Consider the following 16,155-nt stretch of genomic DNA (forward strand, 5'->3'; position numbering starts at 1 on the left):
AATCGGCGGGCAAAGGCGCGGTTTCTCTGGATGGCCGTCTGATCGACTATGCCTCAATCCGTCAGGCCGAAGTGCTGGTCGAAAAAGCAGGCCAGATCGCAGCGGCTTGATCGCATCATGACTGTGCAATCGTCCATATCGCTGCGCGATAGAGCCGCCGCCATCTTTGCCGAAGCCGTCGCCGCGGCGGACCCGGCGAAGTCCCTGCGCCAACGGTTGCAATCAGCCCCATTGCCATCACCAGAACATGGCGGGCGAAGCATCCTGATTGCAATTGGGAAGGCTGCCCCTGCCATGATGGAGGAGGCATTGCAGCATGTTCAGGGCGATCATGTCGCCCTGATCGTAACCCATAGCGATAACCGGAGCGAAGTCCCCGGTGCGACGGTTTTGACCAGCGGGCACCCCATCCCGGATGAACGCGGTTTGAAAGCCGGGCGACAGATCATCGCATTGCTCAGCGCAGCACGTAAGCAGGATCAAATCATTGCACTGATCTCCGGCGGGGGGTCGGCCTTGGTTCCCGCGCCTGTTGATGGTTTGACCCTTTTGGACAAAATTGCGGTCAATGAGGTTTTGTTGTCTTCCGGGCTGGACATCGTTCAGATGAACCTTGTGCGCCAGCACCTGAGCCAGCTCAAAGGCGGCGGGTTTTTGCTGCACGGCGCACCTGCCCCGATCACGGCGTATATCCTGTCGGATGTCATCGGTGATGATCTTCGGGCCGTAGCCAGCGGACCAACCGCCTTACCAATCGGCAGCCACGCGGACGCCCGCAGAACCTGCATCGAGGCCGGGATCTGGCACCGGCTACCAAAAGCCGTCCGTGCCCATCTGGAGAAGTGTATTCCTGAACATTCCATAGCAGTTGAGGCGACAAATAGCCTGATTGGGTCGAACACAATTAGTTTGGAAGCCGCGTTTCGCTATGCGGCGCAGAACTACCGTACTGAAATTGTGTCCGACGCGTTGATTGGAGATGTGTCCGACGCGGCTGAACGGATTTTCCAAGCAGCCTTGTCCGCCACTTCGAACCGCCCAACCGCCCTGCTGTTTGGTGGTGAAACGACTGTACGTCTGCAAGGAACGGGTTGCGGCGGGCGCAACCAGGAATTGGCACTGCGCGTCGCCCAACTGACGCAAGACCGCACGATACCCGGAAATTGGGTTTTTCTTAGCGGTGGTACGGATGGCCGCGACGGCCCAACCTCGGCGGCTGGCGCGATAGTGGATGCAGGGACGCTCACCCGAATCCGCGCGTCGGGACATGACCCTACCGCCCTGTTGGCAAGCAACGACAGCCATAAGGCTTTGACGCTGTCTGGTGATCTTCTGATGACCGGAGCGACCGGGACCAATGTAGCCGACATTCAGGTAATGCTGCTTGGGTCTAACGTTTGAAAGCCCGCGAATAGATCAGCAGATACTTAGATCTGTATTAAGCGATCTTCAGGTTTCAAACTCATCAAAGAGACACACACCGACCACAATTGCTGGATGCTGGCGGGGAACGATTTCGAACCCAAGCCGAACTATGGCAAAGTGATCAAGGGTGTCGGGTAGTCGTCACACCAACTTATAGTCGACAAAGAAATTCTGATGTTCGAATTTCGAGCGGCCCCTTTTTGTCTCACTCTCGGAGTTAGAGATGGTTGTTTTCAATGCGAACGTTCAGGCTTTAGTACAACCAATTATCCAGATTCGGTACACTCTCGATTGCTACCCACGGCGGTTCTATCACCGACGTCAGGCATGCTATCGGTAAAACCGTCTAGTCATAGGAATTTGAGTTCTAGAATTTTTCTGTCAGCATCATTATTTTACTAGCAGGAAAAAATGGTGCTATAGTAGACCGAGTTGGATTGGGTAATGCACGTCGTCTTGTTGCAGAACCCGTTCGGACAAGTGTAGCAAGACATTGAAAGAATGAAATTGAAAAAAAACGACAAAGAAATGGCGACAAATCTGACACAGGATCCGCATTCTGTTCGCTCGGGTGACAGAGAAAAAGTTCTTGAAGTTGCCATTGGTCGCGAGGTTCGCGCTTTTCGCAAAAAGCAGAATACTACGGTCGCGGAATTGGCTCAGCTGACCGGATTGTCGATTGGTATGCTGTCCAAGATCGAAAACGGGAACACATCGCCCTCCCTGACGACTTTGCAATCGCTCGCTGATGCGCTTTCAGTTCCTCTGACAAGCTTTTTCAGACAATTTGAAGAGCGCCGCGAGGCAGTTCATACCAAAGCGGGTGAGGGCGTCGAGTTAGAGCGCGAAGGAACACGCGCCAATCATCAATATAATTTGTTGGGGCATATTGGTGCCAACGGTTCTGGGGTAATCGTAGAGCCCTACCTGATCACCCTGACCGTTGAATCCGACGTGTTCCCAACATTTCAACATGATGGAATCGAGACGATCTACATGCTGGAAGGCGAGGTAGATTACCGCCACGGAGACAAGATTTACCCCCTGAAACCGGGTGACACCTTGTTCTTTGACGCCGACGCACCGCATGGTCCGGAACGGTTGGTGAATCTGCCGGCACGCTACATTTCAGTGATCAGCTATCCGCAGACAAATTGACCGGCTTGCGCAACAAGAAATCCGTGGGTCTGTCATAGCCGACGTGGCTGCCGGCACTTACGATTGTAAATCCAAGCCTTGAAAACACACGGTGGTTTTCAGTGAGTTCCACGCGCGTTTCCAGTTCCAACGCTGATAGACCAAGGTCTGCTGCACGACTTGCAGCGTGATCTACCAAAGTGCGGCAGATACCCCGCCCCCGCATTCCTTCCTTCACCGCCAGCTTTCCTAGGTACAAGCTGTTGGCTTTGGGCGTCAAAAATATGCACGCGAATAGTGGTTGGCCCATGGCCCAGATTTCACCACCACCCCTACAATGCGCCTGCATTCCTTCCACTGTTAGATTATGGATAGACGAAGGAGGATTAATTCGGGCATCCATATACCGAAATGACGCGCGAAGCAGTGCAAGCGCGTCATACAATGCGAAGTCATCGGGCTGAATGAGCCAAGGTGTTTTGCCTGCATCAGTCATATGAGCCAAGACACGTCAAGGTGATCGCTTACTTTGACAAAGGCGGCTCGGTTTCCAGATCCGGCCATATACCGGGAGAGGTCGGTAATCCGTCGTCAAACTGACTAAGGTAGTCCAACATCATTGGGCGGTTGTCGATAAACCCCTTGTAGGTGGCGAGTTCAACCGGAAGGTCGCGAACAACACGGTGCAGCCGGCGACCCCATTTCGGCACCGTCATCAGATCTTGAAAACTGCAAAGATAACAACGGATTGGGAATACTAGCGCGTTTGATCGCGGCAATCGGAAGAATGTTTGCAATTCGACCCGAAGATGCTGCTTTTGGGCTATGTTTTCGGGCGTCAGTGTGGTCTTTTGGATGCCCCATTTGTGATAGTTTTCCGGGCTGGTATCCAACAGCGGGTTCACCGTCATGGTCCAGTTCAGCCGCCGTGCTGGAGCGCCCTGTTGAATGTTCAGCAGAAACTTCAGCGCGCGCTTGAAAATCCCCATTTCATGGGCTTTTGGAACCGGCGCGTGCCATTCGAAAAAATTCATGCCGATGTCGAAATCCAGGCTCCAATCGGCCTGGGTCGTGACCATACCAGCGTCCATCCACAACATTTCGTCCCGCTGGTCCAGCACTGCGAAATCGCCTTGCGCCTGACGGGTAATGTACTCCATCGGCCCGTAAGGCAGCGTGGTTTCATCCATGAAGGTAAAGCTGTGATCGATCCCCAGTGGCTTGTTGATCCAGCGCCACTGGTTTCCGTTGCGGTGCAGCTCGAACAGGTCCGGGTAGTCCTCGGATTTGCTGACCATGATCAGTTCCAGCAAGTCCCAACCCGCCAATGTCATATGCGGCAGAGACTGACAGCGCAGCGGGTCCTGATCCAGAACGATGGCGCGGTCTTTCATTTCCGAGACATAGTGTTCATCCACGTCGAACCGCATCTCATAGACCGAGCCCTCGGGCCCGCCCCTATGCTGCTCCATGTTGACCGAATACATGTAGCTGTCTTCGTGGAACGGAAACGGAAAGCGTTTGATCGCCCATTCCGAGTTGTGGAACGTATAGTCGTCGCGGAAGGACTCGTCGTTGAATTGAATGGTCATGGTGGGCCTCCTCTCAGCGGTCCAGCACGAGGGACTTGCCCTCGAAACGCGATACGCAGGGCATGATTTTCTTGCCTGCTGCCTTTTCTTCGTCAGTCAGCCAATGATCGCGATGAACAAAATTGCCGTCGTGATCCAACACAACGGTTTCGCATTGGCCACAGGCCCCGCCACGGCACAGATACGGGGCGTCGACACCTTCGCGCTCGATAGCCTCCAGAAGGCTTTCGTTTTCACCCACATGAATGACCTTGTCGGAAGACGCCAGACGCACTTCGAACGGTTTGCCGGGCTGAGGCGCCAAGAACTCTTCGTAATGCACGCAATCTTCGGGCCAGCCTTCGGCAGCGGCAGTATTGCGCACCCAATCGATCATGCCCTTTGGTCCGCAGACATAGACATGGGTGCCCAGGGGTTGCCCGCTGAGAAGGTTTTCCAGATCAATCGCCTGATTCTGATCGTCGTAATACAGATGCGTTTCGTTTGGATGCCTGTCTGTCAGTTGATCCGCATAAGATGCCAGCGCCTGATTGCGACAGGCATAGTGCAGCTCCCAATGACCGTGCAGCAGTTCGAGCTGTTTGATCTGCGCCAGAAACGGGGTGATTCCGATACCACCGGCCAGAAACAGATGTTTGCGGGCCCGCAAATCAAGCGAGAACAGGTTGACCGGGTAGCTGATGGTCATCTCGTCGCCCAGCTTGACCTGACGGTGCATGAACAACGACCCTCCCCTGCCCTGATCGTCGCGGCGAACCGAGATCGTATAGGATGATTGATCGAACGGATCGGACATCAGGGAATAAGGGTTGAGCCGCGTGATGCCGCCATCCTGCATTTCGACCACGGTATGTGCACCGCCCGAAAAGGTTGGCAACTGTCTGCCGTCAACGCGTTCGAACCGGAACCGTGTTACCAATTCGTTCAGCGGAGTAATTTCTGTAACTTTGACCTGAATTTTCTCTGCGCCACTCATTCGTAGATTCCCTTCGGCTCGGGCACGTTCCCATGATCCTCGGCGTCAACGCGGACGCCCTGATAGGCGGCAAGGCGGCGGGAATAGTGGTCGCGCACAAAAAGGTTTAAACCACAGTGCGAGCAGACAAACGGATCGACCTCGACATCATCGGTAATGCCCTTGCAGTGCACACATTGCATACGGCGCGCAGTCGAGCCGCGATGCTCGGTCTGGATCGCGGTATGTGGCAAGCCAACAGCCATCACCTCATTCATAGCCTGACCCATCATGCCCTCTGTGCCGGTCAGATAGACCTGCAACCCCATATGCGCATCCTCCAGCACACGGCGAATGCGCTGTAGCGCGGCCTCATAGGACGGGCCTTCGTAGAATTGCGCGGGATTCAGCGCTTGCAGTTTTGTCGTGAAATCCGTCCCTTTGGGAATATAGATCAAGTGGGTTTTGGCCATCAGGTCAGGTGTCGCGATGTCTAGAACGGCTTCGGCCCCTTCGGCCTCGGCTATCATGAGATGATGTTCACCTGAGCGAACCTCTAGCGTACCCCAGACCGGGCGGCTTGCGATTGACTTGGGAAATTCGAACTTTGACATTGTGCCCTCAAATAGGAAAAGGGCGCCTCGGTGTGTCCGTTGCGCCCCCTTAAACTCAGCCCTTTGCGGTTCTGATCGATTTGTCCTGGTCGTAGAACGGCATCTCTTCCGCAGTCGCTGCTATTTCTGTCCCGTCGCCGTTTCGTACCGTCAGCTGGGTGCCGGGTGAGGCACAGGCGATTGGCATCCGCGCGATACCTACGTTGTGGCCATTGATCTCGGAATACATGCCGAAGGTGACAACGCCGACCTTTTCGCCATTTTGCAGCAGATCCGCACCCTCATCCGCCGGAATCTTACCGTCCAGTTTGACACCGTAGATCTTGAACCGCTCTTTACCTTTCGAGGCGTAGTGGTTCTCGGCACCGATAAAACCAGTTTTGCCCGGTGAGACTGTAAATTCCAGGCCCAACTCCCAAAGCGTATCTCCGCATGTTTCATCGTCGAACGGATAGGTTTCCGAATTGTCGCCTGGATAGAACAGAAGGTAGCTTTCGGTTCGCAGCAGATCGAGTGTCGAGAACTGGACCGGAACGATGCCCATATCATTGCCCTCAGCCAGGATGTTGTCCCAAAGGTGCACGGCATGCTTGGCCTGACAGAAAATCTCGTACCCGCGTTCACCGGTGTAGCCGGTCCGCGAAATCATCACCGGGCAGCCATAGAGCTTGGTTTGCATAATACCGAAGTAGGCCAGATCACGAATTCCGGGAACATGCTTGGCCAGGAAGTCCACCGCAACCGGTCCCTGCAAAGACATGTCGTGCATGTCGTCGTCAAAGATGACCGAACAATTCTTGCCAGCCGCCACTGATGTCAGCTGCTCCATGCCCGTTCCTGTGCCGTGCACGACAAGCCACGTGTTCACTGACAGGCGGTAGATGATGCAATCGTCAACGAACTTGCCCTCGGGATTCAGGATCGACGCATAAGTCGACCGACCCGGCATGATCTTTTCCACGTTCCGCGTGGTAACGCGGTCAATAACATAAGCCGCATCTTCGCCGACCACGTGAACCTTTTTCAGACCCGATACATCCATCAGACCGGCCTTAGTACGGATGGCTTCGTAATCCGCCTTGGCGCGTTCCGGGCTATGGTCATAGAACCATGCGGTTCCCATACCGTTCCAGTCTTCTAACTCGCCGCCGATCTCGGCATGGCGCTGCGCAAGGGCGGACGTCCTCCAAAGAATGGCCATTGTTCAGCTCTCCCGTTGATTGCTTTTTTCTTGACCATATTGAGGCCGATGTCAGATTGAAAATCAACACCCATGTGCAGATTTTTTTCCTGTTGGGAATATTAGGCTGCAATTTGTGCACCCTAATACAAATTACCGAGAATGACATAAGTGGTTATTTATCAATGCCATGGGTTGAATTTCGATGGGCCTAAAAGTGCATGAACCAAATGCCTAAAAGATGTTTGCCCCACATATCTATTGACAGGTCGCCAATGAAATTGTCCCCTGAGTAGATAAATATTCCCAGCAGGAAATTCTTCGCAGAAAGACCTCCTGCTGCAACAACAGGGAGACTACGAAGTGGATGGTAATCTAAATGCACTAACGACGGTCTTTACCGAGTTCTACTACTGGGTAACGGTCGTTTTCATGTTCCTGATCCATGTGGGCTTTTGCATGTACGAGGTCGGTGCCAGTCGTGCCCGCAACCATATGCACACATTGATGAAAAACATCATGATCATCCCGCTGGTAACGGTCACGTTCTTCTTCTTTGGATGGTGGATTTACTGGGCCTTTCCGAACTTTCCGTTCTGGGGCGGTCTGGACACCGAAGCGGGCGCTGCCAATCTGCCCTGGGCAGATACGATGGCGACCAATTTAAGTGACAGAATCACCGGCGTCTTCTGGGCCGCGTTCTTGCTGTTCTCATGGACTGCCGCCTCGATCGTTTCAGGTTCTGTAATCGAGCGGATCAGATCCTCTGCCCTGTGGGTCCATGCTGTGATGATTGGTTCTGTTTGGTGGATCATAGACGCTGCGTGGGGCTGGCACTATGGCGGCTGGATGGTACGCCTTCTTGGATACCACGACGCCTATGCTTCAGGCGTTATCCACGCGATTGCAGGTGGTTACGCGCTTGGCGTGATTATGGTTCTGGGTCCACGCCTGGGTAAATTTGCCAAGGACGGTACGCCGCGGGATATTCCGCCGCACAACCCCTGGATGCTAACCATCGGGATATTCCTTATCTACACTGGTTTCTGGGGCTTCTACGCCGCGTGTAACGTTCCAGCGATCTCGCCTGAGGCAATTGACGGTCAAATCACAGGTGTGACTTGGACCGCAACCAACATCTATCTGGCCCCAACTACGCTCTCCGCGATTACCTTCAACTTCCTGATGTCGCTGTCCGGCGGGTTGATGGCAGCGTATGTGGTTTCCAAAGGCGACGCCTTCTGGACATTCTCGGGCGGTCTGGCCGGAATTATCACCGCCTCGGCAGGTAACGATCTGTATCACCCGATCCAGGCAATGATCATTGCCGCCATCGGTGTCGTGATCGTTTATAAACTGCACTATTGGGTTGAGCGTCGGTTCAAGCTGGATGATGCCGTTGGGGCTGTCGCCGTGCATGGCTACGCAGGGTTCGTTGGCTTGGTGATTTCGGGCTTTGTCCTCTGGGGTGTGCCTTCTTCTCCATATGAAGGCTACGCGACGATTAACCCGGTCGGTCAAATCACTGGTGCTGTCATCATGTTCTTTGTTCTTGGCTTCTTGCCAGGTTGGATTCTGGCGAAAATTCAATCGGCCGCTGGTGTTCTGCGCATCCCGGAAGAAGTTGAACTTCAGGGTCTCGATTACGCTGAACACCATGCCTACGAAGACGCCAAAGCCGCGATTATTGCAGCCGACAAGGAAGAACTGGCTGCCCGTGGCGTAGCAGCTAAGTAAGGGAGAAAAATATGTCTACCAATGGATATACAAATTGGGCCGTGGATCTGGCCGAAGTCGGACCAATCTATCCCTTCCAAGGTTACGAAGTTCTGATGGTCATTGTGGGCGTCATATTCTGGATCGGATGGCATCGCATCCAATTTGTCCGGGAAGGCGAGCACCTTGAGAAAGCCCGTCACACCGGCGATGAAGAAAAAGTGAAAGCACAGCTGGAACGATACTGATCCGGCTTTGAAAGCTGGCAATGGGCATAAATCTAAATTCTTGCCCATTGCCTCTCAGGAAAATTTATTTCCTATGATTATTGATGTCCGTTTGAATTGTTGGTACCGTAGAATCATAACGAAACACACAAGGAGATCTGCCAGCCATGTGCGGAATTGTTGGATTATTCCTCAAAGACCAGTCTCTTGCGCCCCAACTGGGCAATATGCTGACAGACATGCTGATCACGATGACGGATCGCGGCCCCGACAGCGCAGGGATTGCGATTTATGGCGAGGAATCAGGTGGTAAGACCAAGGTGACACTGCAGTCACCCAATCCCAAGGAAGACTTTGCCGGTCTAGCCGAAGAGCTGGGGCAGCACTTGGGCGCGATTGTAAGCCAGACTGATAATGACACGCACACTGTGCTGGACGTTCCGGCCGGGCAGTTTGAAGCGGCACGGGCCGCGTTGGCAGAGATCCGGCCTTCGGTCCGGATCATGAGCCGGGGCGAGATGCTGGAGATCTACAAGGAAGTTGGCCTACCCAAAGACGTGGCTGCGCGCTTTGACATCAGCAGCATGAGCGGCACGCATGGCATTGGTCATACACGCATGGCGACGGAATCTGCGGTCACGACGATGGGTGCGCACCCGTTCAACACCGGACCCGATCAGTGTCTGGTTCACAACGGCTCGCTGTCAAACCACAACTCGCTGCGCCGCAAGCTGCGTCGCGAAGGAGTGGTAATCCAAACCGAAAACGATACCGAGGTCGGTGCCGCCTATCTGACCTGGAAGATGATGAACGGGGCCACCTTGGGTGAGGCGCTGGAAAGCAGCCTTGAGGATCTGGATGGCTTCTTCACCTTTGTTGTCGGCACCAAGGATGGGTTCGGCGTGGTCCGCGATCCGATCGCCTGCAAACCGGCAGTAATGGCCGAGACCGATCAATACGTGGCCTTTGGCAGCGAATATCGGGCGCTTGTGAACCTGCCCGGCATTGAAGACGCCCGCGTCTGGGAGCCGGAACCGGCAACGGTTTACTTCTGGTCCCACAACGACAGCCCGACAACGACGGAAAAGGCCGCCTGACATGCAGACCTATGATCTTGAAGCAAACGGCCTGCGCGGGCTGAACGCAACGCTGCAATCGCAATCCACCGAGACGAACCAAACCAGCTGGGAGGTTGTGAACCCCAAGGGCAGCCACGCGATTGCCGTCGGGCTGGACGCGCCCATCGAAGTGACAGTCAAGGGGTCCACCGGCTACTACTGCGCTGGCATGAACCAGCAGGCGACGGTCAAGGTTGAAGGCTCGGTCGGGCCTGGCGTGGCCGAGAACATGATGTCCGGTCAGGTGATCGTCGATGGCGATGCCAGCCAGTATGCCGGGGCCACGGGTCATGGCGGGTTGCTTGTGATCAAGGGCAATGCAAGCTCGCGTTGCGGAATTTCGATGAAAGGCATCGACATCGTTGTGCATGGCAGTATCGGCCACATGTCGGCCTTTATGGCACAGGCCGGTAACCTTGTGGTCTGTGGCGATGCAGGCGACGCGCTTGGCGACTCGCTGTATGAAGCGCGACTGTTCGTGCGCGGCTCGGTCAAAAGTCTCGGCGCTGACTGCATCGAGAAAGAAATGCGCCCCGAGCACCTGGAGATTCTGAAGGACCTGCTGGATCGCGCAGGCGCGGACGCCAGTCCGGAAGAGTTCAAACGCTACGGCTCAGCTCGCGAACTGTACAACTTCGACATCGACAATTCCGCCGCTTACTGAGGAAGAAGGGTATGAAAGATATGGACGATCAGATCCCCCGCACCCTGCCGATCCAGTCGGCGACATTTTCCAACCCGATCAATGCCGAGATCCGCCGCGCCGCAGCCACGGGCATCTATGACATCCGCGGTGGCGGTGCCAAGCGCAAGGTGCCCCATTTTGACGATTTGCTGTTTCTGGGCGCGTCGGTGTCACGATATCCGTTGGAAGGCTACCGCGAACGCTGCGACACGTCGGTAACGCTGGGCACGCGCTTTGCCAAGAAGCCGATCGAACTGGACATTCCGATCACCATTGCGGGCATGAGCTTTGGCGCTCTCTCTGGGCCGGCGAAAGAAGCCTTGGGCCGGGGCGCATCGGCAGCTGGCACGTCAACCACCACCGGTGACGGCGGCATGACACCCGAGGAACGCGGTCACTCCAGCAAGCTGGTCTACCAGTATCTGCCCTCGCGCTATGGCATGAACCCAAACGACCTGAGGAAGGCCGACGCGATCGAGATCGTGGTCGGTCAGGGTGCCAAACCCGGTGGCGGCGGTATGCTGCTGGGACAGAAGATTAGCGACCGTGTGGCCGAAATGCGCACCCTGCCCAAGGGTATCGACCAGCGCTCCGCCTGTCGCCATCCTGACTGGACCGGCCCGGATGATCTGGAAATCAAGATCCTCGAATTACGTGAGATTACAGACTGGCAAGTGCCGATCTATGTCAAGGTTGGCGCGACCCGCCCCTATTATGATACGGCATTGGCGGTAAAGGCCGGTGCCGATGTGGTGGTGATGGACGGGATGCAGGGCGGTACGGCCGCGACGCAGGACGTCTTTATCGAACATGTGGGCCTACCGACGCTTTCGTGCATTCGCCCTGCCGTGCAGGCGCTGCAGGATCTGGGTGTGCATCGCGAGGTTCAGCTGGTGATCTCGGGCGGAATCCGTACCGGAGCCGATGTCGCCAAAGCTTTGGCGCTTGGCGCGGATGCGGTGGCCATTGGCACCGCCGCGCTAGTGGCGCTTGGCGACAACGATCCGAAATGGGAAGCCGAGTATCAGAAGCTGGGCACTACCACCGGAGCCTATGACGACTGGCACGAAGGTCAGGATCCAGCAGGCATTACTACACAGGATCCCGATCTTGCCGCCCGCCTAAACCCGGTCGAGGCCGGACGCCGTCTGCGCAACTATCTCAAGGTGATGACGCTTGAGGCACAGACCATCGCGCGGGCCTGTGGTCACAACCACTTGCACAACCTCGAACCCGAAGACCTATGCGCCCTGACCATGGAGGCAGCCGCGATGGCCCGAGTGCCCTTGGCCGGTACCAGCTGGTACCCGGGCAAAGAAGGGTTCTGAAAAATAATTGCGCGGCTCTCTGACAAGGGCCGCGTTTTGCATTTGAACAACGAAAAACAACAGGGAAAGGAAAGCCATCGTGACGACAGATCTCGCAGCTTTCGCAAAAGAAAAAGGCGTCAAATACTTCATGATCTCTTTCACCGACCTGTTCGGTGGGCAGCGGGCTAAGCTAGTGCCCGCACAGGCGATAGCCGACATGCAAGAAGATGGCGCGGGTTTTGCCGGGTTTGCTACCTGGTTGGACATGACCCCGGCGCATCCTGACATGTTGGCAGTGCCGGACCCCTCCTCAGTCATTCAATTGCCGTGGAAACCCGAGGTGGCTTGGGTTGCTGGCAACTGTGTGATGGAAGGCAAGGACGTCGCTCAGGCTCCACGCAACGTGTTGAGACGCCTGATCGGCGAGGCCGCCGAAATGGGCATGCATGTCAAGACCGGCATCGAGGCCGAGTTCTTCCTGTTGACCCCTGATGGCGAGCAAATCAGCGACCCGTTCGATACCGCCGAAAAACCTTGCTATGATCAGCAGGCGGTGATGCGCCGCTATGACGTGGTGCGCGAGATCTGCGACTACATGCTGGAATTGGGCTGGGGACCCTATCAGAACGACCACGAAGACGCCAATGGCCAGTTCGAAATGAACTGGGAGTTCGACGATGTCCTGCGCACCGCGGACAAGCACTCCTTCTTCAAGTTCATGACAAAGTCGGTGGCCGAAAAACACGGCTTCCGCGCTACTTTCATGCCCAAGCCCGTTGAAGGGCTGACTGGTAATGGTTGCCACGCCCATATCTCGGTCTGGGATGCGCCTGGGGCAGAGTCCAAAACGAACGTCTTTGCCGGTGAAGGCGAAGGCCCGACTGGCGAGGTTGGGCTGGGTGAACAGGGTAAGTACTTCCTGGGCGGGATCATGAAACATGCAAGTGCTCTGGCCGCGATCACCAACCCGACCGTGAACAGCTACAAGCGCATCAACGCGCCGCGCACCATGTCGGGCGCGACCTGGGCTCCCAATACCGTGACCTGGACTGGCAACAACCGCACCCATATGGTCCGAGTTCCCGGCCCGGGCCGTTTCGAGTTGCGTCTGGCCGACGGGGCCACCAACCCCTATCTGCTGCAGGCGGTCATCATCGCCGCGGGCCTGTCCGGCATCCGCTCGAAGGCTGATCCGGGACGGCGTTGGGACATCGACATGTATGCCGAAGGACACACCGTCACCGACGCCCCTAAACTGCCGCTGAACATGCTCGACGGATTACGCGAATACGACAACGATACTGAGCTGAAAGCCATGATGGGTCAGGAATTCTCAAGCGCATTCCTCAAAATGAAACACCAGGAGTGGAACTCCTTCGTCAGTCATTTCTCACGCTGGGAAAAAGACCACACACTCGACATCTAAACAAATCAGGGGCTGCAGAAATTCTGCTGCCCCACCCCTTCGGTTAGGCAGAGACCCGTACCTCGTGAACATACTGATTTTCCAGCATACGCCGGGCGAAAACCCCGGAGCATTTCTGGAGCACATTTCGTCATGCGGTGATACGGCCAGTATTGTGCATCTCTATGATGGTCAACCGATCCCGCAGCTCGACGAGTTTGATTTACTTCTTGTTCTTGGCGGTCCGATGGACGTCTGGGAAATCGAAGCTAACCCATGGCTTGTGCGTGAGAAGCAAGCAATCAGGACTTGGGTTCAAGACTTCAAACGTCCTTACTTTGGTATTTGTCTGGGCCACCAACTTTTGGTTGACGCGCTGGGTGGGAAATGCGCACGCATGCAAAAGCCCGAGATTGGTGTGCATTCCATCAATCTGACTGATAACACGCGGGGTGATCCGCTGTTCGAACCCCTACCCCATCAATTCCGGGTGCTTCAATGGCATGGAGTTGAAGCTGTTGATCTGCCAGCCGACTCATCAATTCTGGCACAATCTGATGCCTCTGCTGTTCAGGCATTGCGGGTTTCGGACTGTGCGTGGAGCGTACAATTTCACCCCGAACTTGTTCAGGGCACGATCCAATCGTGGATGGGCGACCCCGCCAACCATCAATGCGCCGTTGATTGGCTTGGCTCTGCAGATGCAGCGTGGGAAATGGTTTCTGACAGCGACAAAATAGTTGAAGAACAATTCAAGATAACATCCAGTATCTATAACAGATTACGACAGATCTGATCACACGCGATCAACCCGGAACCTCAAGGTTCTTTTCGCTGTCTGCTTCAACCCTCCAATCGGGGACATCGTTGACAAGCATCAGCGCAGCGCGGCGCAATGTTGTGCGCATTTTGTCCACCACTGGACCGTCCATTTCGCAATCTGCCAACGCGGCGTCAAAAGTTTCCAGCCAAAGCTCGGCATCCGCTTCACGTATCGGCACATGCGCGTGGATTTCTCGCAAGTCCATATGACCAAATCGCTCACGATAATATGCACGACCGCCCAAAAACCCGCTCAGGAATTCGAACTGCGCCTGTCTTGTATGAGACAACCCATGACCGCGAAAATGTAGCCTGTGCAGCGAATGCACCGCCGGGTCGGTCTCCATTCGGTCGTAGAACCGCTCGACAAGAGTCCGCAGCTTTTCTTCGCCACCGAGTTGATCCAAAGCCGATGACATAGGTCTCTTCTCCGAGCTGCCGTTGTCAATAAATATTGCATATCAGGAAAATAAGTTTATCACCAGTGACATGTTGGCGCGGTTGATATCGAGAGAAGGATACGAAATTTCCGGGCATTCCAAGTTGCGCGAGGTGACCGGATGAGTGCCCTTGCACTGGGTCTGCTGGCAGCATTGTGCTGGGGTTTTCACGATCTTGCCGTGCGATATGTCAGCCAGACCGTCAGTGTCATTGCCGCATTGATGGCCGTGCTGGTTGCAGGGGCACTGTTACAGTTCGGTCTTGTGGCAATTTGGGCTGGGTTCGCCCCTATGTCCGCCAAGGCAGTGTCCTACGCAGTTGTAGCGGGCGGCTTTTACTTGCTGGCTGGCCTCAGCATGTATGCCGCGTTTCAGCGCGGGCCTGTACGTCTGGTTGCCCCGCTTGTCGCCAGCTATCCGGTCCTGTCTGTCACACTTGCGATTTGGCGCGGTTCCGAGGTCAGCATCTGGCATTGGCTGGCAATCATTGCCATTGGTGCCGGCGTGTCCATTGTATCGACTCGATCCGACGACAGTACAGAGTACCCTGCCGCCGGGCCGACGATTGCCTTTTCCATACTCGCTGCAGTCGGGTTCGCTGCAACCTTCGCTTTGGGTCAGTATGCAGCCGAACTGGGCGACGAATTCACTGTTTCATTGATTGGCCGTCTGACCGCTATCCCTGTGCTGGCAGCAATCGCTATTGCATCTCGCAAGTCGCTTTGGCCGGGCACACGAGCCCTGCCCCTGTTGTGCCTGATGGGTGCGCTCGATGCGGTGGCAATTCTGTGCGTTGTGTCTGCTGGGGGGTTGCCTAATGCCCAATACGCGTCCGTTACAGCGTCGATCTTCGGGTTGTTTACCGTTGTATTGGCTTGGGCAATTTTGCGAGAGGAAATGGCTTTCTTTCAATGGCTTGGATGCATCATTGCTTTTGTCGGAATTGGCTATCTCGCGATCTGAGCATCTCTTTTATCCAGCGCAACCCTATGGGCCTGATGGGCTGCAATCGCACTGTTCAGTATGCAATCAACTTCGCCCGGACGAACGGGTCCGGGATAGTGCCATGCCCCGGGGCGAATGAGGTCTTTGTGTCTCTGCAATTCACTTCGCAGGATGAGTACGTCAATATGCGCAGGTACGTCAGGTAAAAGAAGGACAGCATAGACATCCACCGCCCCGTTCAGTTGTTTGATCTGAGTTTGACATTCGTCCTGCGACATATCTTTGCCCCAGAATTGCTGATCCAGTGCCATGTCTGTTTGTGCCGCGCGGGGTATTAAAGCGCGGACGCGTGCAACATTCGTCGAAGAGTGGCCAATTGATACTATCACCATACGCGTGGCGCGGCCCGCCAAACGCCAATATTGTAGCACTTTTGAACTAGCAGACTTGCTACCGCCTGATCGAAGAACGGCAGCAAATCTCAAGCTGTCAGGCCTTCGGGCTCTGGCAAGGCGTTTGCGCGGCAGCAGGCGGTCAGTGTGTTGGCCAGCAGGCAGGCAATGGTCATCGGTCCGACGCCACCG

At 55.4% G+C, this 16,155-nt stretch carries 17 protein-coding genes and 2 pseudogenes; 11 read left to right on the top strand and 8 right to left on the bottom strand.

All coding sequences use genetic code 11. The annotated features are described in order from the left end of the window. From ACR0DL_RS21165 to ACR0DL_RS21175, 3 genes and pseudogenes are all read left to right on the top strand, one after another. A pseudogene (locus tag ACR0DL_RS21165) lies at window positions 1-110 on the top strand (CoA ester lyase); the annotation flags it as partial. Window positions 111-117: 7 nt separating this feature from the next. Beyond that, window positions 118-1,401 carry a glycerate kinase type-2 family protein gene (locus ACR0DL_RS21170; protein WP_480691227.1) on the top strand — a complete coding sequence of 428 codons (1,284 nt, stop codon included), beginning with the start codon at window positions 118-120 and terminating at the stop codon, window positions 1,399-1,401. A 525-nt stretch (window positions 1,402-1,926) separates the two neighbouring features. Continuing rightward, on the top strand, window positions 1,927-2,583 hold the full coding sequence (locus ACR0DL_RS21175; protein ID WP_170352117.1) for a helix-turn-helix domain-containing protein: 657 nt from the start codon (window positions 1,927-1,929) through the stop codon (window positions 2,581-2,583). Here ACR0DL_RS21175 and ACR0DL_RS21180 read toward each other — a convergent pair. The 5 genes from ACR0DL_RS21180 to ACR0DL_RS21200 are packed head-to-tail and all read right to left on the bottom strand — an operon-like array spanning window position 2,561 to window position 6,924. Continuing rightward, window positions 2,561-3,058: a GNAT family N-acetyltransferase gene (locus ACR0DL_RS21180; protein WP_170554134.1), complete on the bottom strand. Its 498-nt coding sequence runs from the start codon at window positions 3,056-3,058 to the stop codon at window positions 2,561-2,563. The two genes, ACR0DL_RS21175 and ACR0DL_RS21180, sit on opposite strands and share 23 nt — an antisense overlap. A gap of 28 nt (window positions 3,059-3,086) precedes the next feature. After that, window positions 3,087-4,154, bottom strand: coding sequence for a heme-dependent oxidative N-demethylase family protein (locus ACR0DL_RS21185; RefSeq protein ID WP_480691229.1), 1,068 nt, complete (start codon window positions 4,152-4,154; stop codon window positions 3,087-3,089). 13 nt (window positions 4,155-4,167) lie between these two features. Further along, window positions 4,168-5,130 carry a PDR/VanB family oxidoreductase gene (locus tag ACR0DL_RS21190; protein ID WP_170362863.1) on the bottom strand — a complete coding sequence of 321 codons (963 nt, stop codon included), beginning with the start codon at window positions 5,128-5,130 and terminating at the stop codon, window positions 4,168-4,170. Beyond that, a complete protein-coding gene (locus ACR0DL_RS21195; RefSeq protein WP_170379889.1) occupies window positions 5,127-5,723 on the bottom strand; it encodes a dimethylamine monooxygenase subunit DmmA family protein in 597 nt (198 codons plus the stop codon). Before ACR0DL_RS21195 ends, ACR0DL_RS21190 begins: the two co-directional genes overlap by 4 nt. Window positions 5,724-5,778: 55 nt before the next feature. Beyond that, on the bottom strand, window positions 5,779-6,924 hold the full coding sequence (locus ACR0DL_RS21200) for an aminomethyl transferase family protein (protein WP_480691232.1): 1,146 nt from the start codon (window positions 6,922-6,924) through the stop codon (window positions 5,779-5,781). Window positions 6,925-7,266: 342 nt separating this feature from the next. Between ACR0DL_RS21200 and ACR0DL_RS21205 the strand changes: the two genes are divergently transcribed. The 7 genes from ACR0DL_RS21205 (at window position 7,267) to ACR0DL_RS21235 (ending at window position 14,160) form a co-directional block, all read left to right on the top strand. Next, window positions 7,267-8,640, top strand: a complete 1,374-nt coding sequence (locus ACR0DL_RS21205) for an ammonium transporter (protein ID WP_170362869.1) — start codon at window positions 7,267-7,269, stop codon at window positions 8,638-8,640. Window positions 8,641-8,651: 11 nt separating this feature from the next. Continuing rightward, window positions 8,652-8,867: a hypothetical protein gene (locus ACR0DL_RS21210; RefSeq protein ID WP_170352110.1), complete on the top strand. Its 216-nt coding sequence runs from the start codon at window positions 8,652-8,654 to the stop codon at window positions 8,865-8,867. A 146-nt stretch (window positions 8,868-9,013) separates the two neighbouring features. Next, a complete protein-coding gene (locus ACR0DL_RS21215) occupies window positions 9,014-9,943 on the top strand; it encodes a class II glutamine amidotransferase (RefSeq protein WP_170533705.1) in 930 nt (309 codons plus the stop codon). A 1-nt stretch (window position 9,944) separates the two neighbouring features. Continuing rightward, a complete protein-coding gene (locus ACR0DL_RS21220) occupies window positions 9,945-10,628 on the top strand; it encodes a GltB/FmdC/FwdC-like GXGXG domain-containing protein (RefSeq protein ID WP_170362873.1) in 684 nt (227 codons plus the stop codon). Between the two features lie 20 nt (window positions 10,629-10,648). Beyond that, on the top strand, window positions 10,649-11,977 hold the full coding sequence (locus tag ACR0DL_RS21225; protein ID WP_170352119.1) for an FMN-binding glutamate synthase family protein: 1,329 nt from the start codon (window positions 10,649-10,651) through the stop codon (window positions 11,975-11,977). Between the two features lie 79 nt (window positions 11,978-12,056). Then, window positions 12,057-13,385, top strand: a complete 1,329-nt coding sequence (glnT, locus tag ACR0DL_RS21230) for a type III glutamate--ammonia ligase (protein WP_170362875.1) — start codon at window positions 12,057-12,059, stop codon at window positions 13,383-13,385. A gap of 64 nt (window positions 13,386-13,449) precedes the next feature. Continuing rightward, window positions 13,450-14,160 (top strand): type 1 glutamine amidotransferase, encoded by a 711-nt coding sequence (locus tag ACR0DL_RS21235; RefSeq protein WP_480691234.1) that lies wholly within the window; start codon window positions 13,450-13,452, stop codon window positions 14,158-14,160. Window positions 14,161-14,170: 10 nt separating this feature from the next. Here ACR0DL_RS21235 and ACR0DL_RS21240 read toward each other — a convergent pair whose 3' ends face one another. Beyond that, window positions 14,171-14,605 carry a group II truncated hemoglobin gene (locus tag ACR0DL_RS21240; RefSeq protein ID WP_170352105.1) on the bottom strand — a complete coding sequence of 145 codons (435 nt, stop codon included), beginning with the start codon at window positions 14,603-14,605 and terminating at the stop codon, window positions 14,171-14,173. A gap of 141 nt (window positions 14,606-14,746) precedes the next feature. Here ACR0DL_RS21240 and ACR0DL_RS21245 point away from each other — a divergent pair, with 141 nt between their 5' ends. After that, window positions 14,747-15,589 carry an EamA family transporter gene (locus ACR0DL_RS21245; protein ID WP_480691236.1) on the top strand — a complete coding sequence of 281 codons (843 nt, stop codon included), beginning with the start codon at window positions 14,747-14,749 and terminating at the stop codon, window positions 15,587-15,589. Here ACR0DL_RS21245 and ACR0DL_RS21250 read toward each other — a convergent pair. Both ACR0DL_RS21250 and ACR0DL_RS21255 read right to left on the bottom strand, forming a co-directional pair. Next, entirely contained in the window at window positions 15,574-15,882 is a 309-nt protein-coding gene (locus ACR0DL_RS21250) for a hypothetical protein (RefSeq protein WP_480691238.1), read from the bottom strand. The two genes, ACR0DL_RS21245 and ACR0DL_RS21250, sit on opposite strands and share 16 nt — an antisense overlap. Window positions 15,883-16,052: 170 nt before the next feature. Continuing rightward, window positions 16,053-16,155 (bottom strand): annotated as a pseudogene (locus ACR0DL_RS21255) (bifunctional methylenetetrahydrofolate dehydrogenase/methenyltetrahydrofolate cyclohydrolase); the annotation flags it as partial.

The organism is Ruegeria sp. BB5 (assembly GCF_056539405.1).

What these genes read in the sequence shown, in the direction of transcription:
- ACR0DL_RS21220 (WP_170362873.1), top strand. Translation starts at nt 9,945, where the DNA reads ATGCAGACCTATGATCTTGAAGCAAACGGCCTGCGCGGGCTGAACGCA.
- ACR0DL_RS21185 (WP_480691229.1), bottom strand. Translation starts at nt 4,154, where the DNA reads ATGACCATTCAATTCAACGACGAGTCCTTCCGCGACGACTATACGTTC.
- ACR0DL_RS21215 (WP_170533705.1), top strand. Translation starts at nt 9,014, where the DNA reads ATGTGCGGAATTGTTGGATTATTCCTCAAAGACCAGTCTCTTGCGCCC.
- ACR0DL_RS21170 (WP_480691227.1), top strand. Translation starts at nt 118, where the DNA reads ATGACTGTGCAATCGTCCATATCGCTGCGCGATAGAGCCGCCGCCATC.
- ACR0DL_RS21250 (WP_480691238.1), bottom strand. Translation starts at nt 15,882, where the DNA reads ATGGCACTGGATCAGCAATTCTGGGGCAAAGATATGTCGCAGGACGAA.
- ACR0DL_RS21175 (WP_170352117.1), top strand. Translation starts at nt 1,927, where the DNA reads ATGAAATTGAAAAAAAACGACAAAGAAATGGCGACAAATCTGACACAG.
- ACR0DL_RS21210 (WP_170352110.1), top strand. Translation starts at nt 8,652, where the DNA reads ATGTCTACCAATGGATATACAAATTGGGCCGTGGATCTGGCCGAAGTC.
- ACR0DL_RS21225 (WP_170352119.1), top strand. Translation starts at nt 10,649, where the DNA reads ATGGACGATCAGATCCCCCGCACCCTGCCGATCCAGTCGGCGACATTT.
- ACR0DL_RS21200 (WP_480691232.1), bottom strand. Translation starts at nt 6,924, where the DNA reads ATGGCCATTCTTTGGAGGACGTCCGCCCTTGCGCAGCGCCATGCCGAG.
- ACR0DL_RS21240 (WP_170352105.1), bottom strand. Translation starts at nt 14,605, where the DNA reads ATGTCATCGGCTTTGGATCAACTCGGTGGCGAAGAAAAGCTGCGGACT.
- ACR0DL_RS21245 (WP_480691236.1), top strand. Translation starts at nt 14,747, where the DNA reads ATGAGTGCCCTTGCACTGGGTCTGCTGGCAGCATTGTGCTGGGGTTTT.
- ACR0DL_RS21190 (WP_170362863.1), bottom strand. Translation starts at nt 5,130, where the DNA reads ATGAGTGGCGCAGAGAAAATTCAGGTCAAAGTTACAGAAATTACTCCG.
- ACR0DL_RS21180 (WP_170554134.1), bottom strand. Translation starts at nt 3,058, where the DNA reads ATGACTGATGCAGGCAAAACACCTTGGCTCATTCAGCCCGATGACTTC.
- ACR0DL_RS21195 (WP_170379889.1), bottom strand. Translation starts at nt 5,723, where the DNA reads ATGTCAAAGTTCGAATTTCCCAAGTCAATCGCAAGCCGCCCGGTCTGG.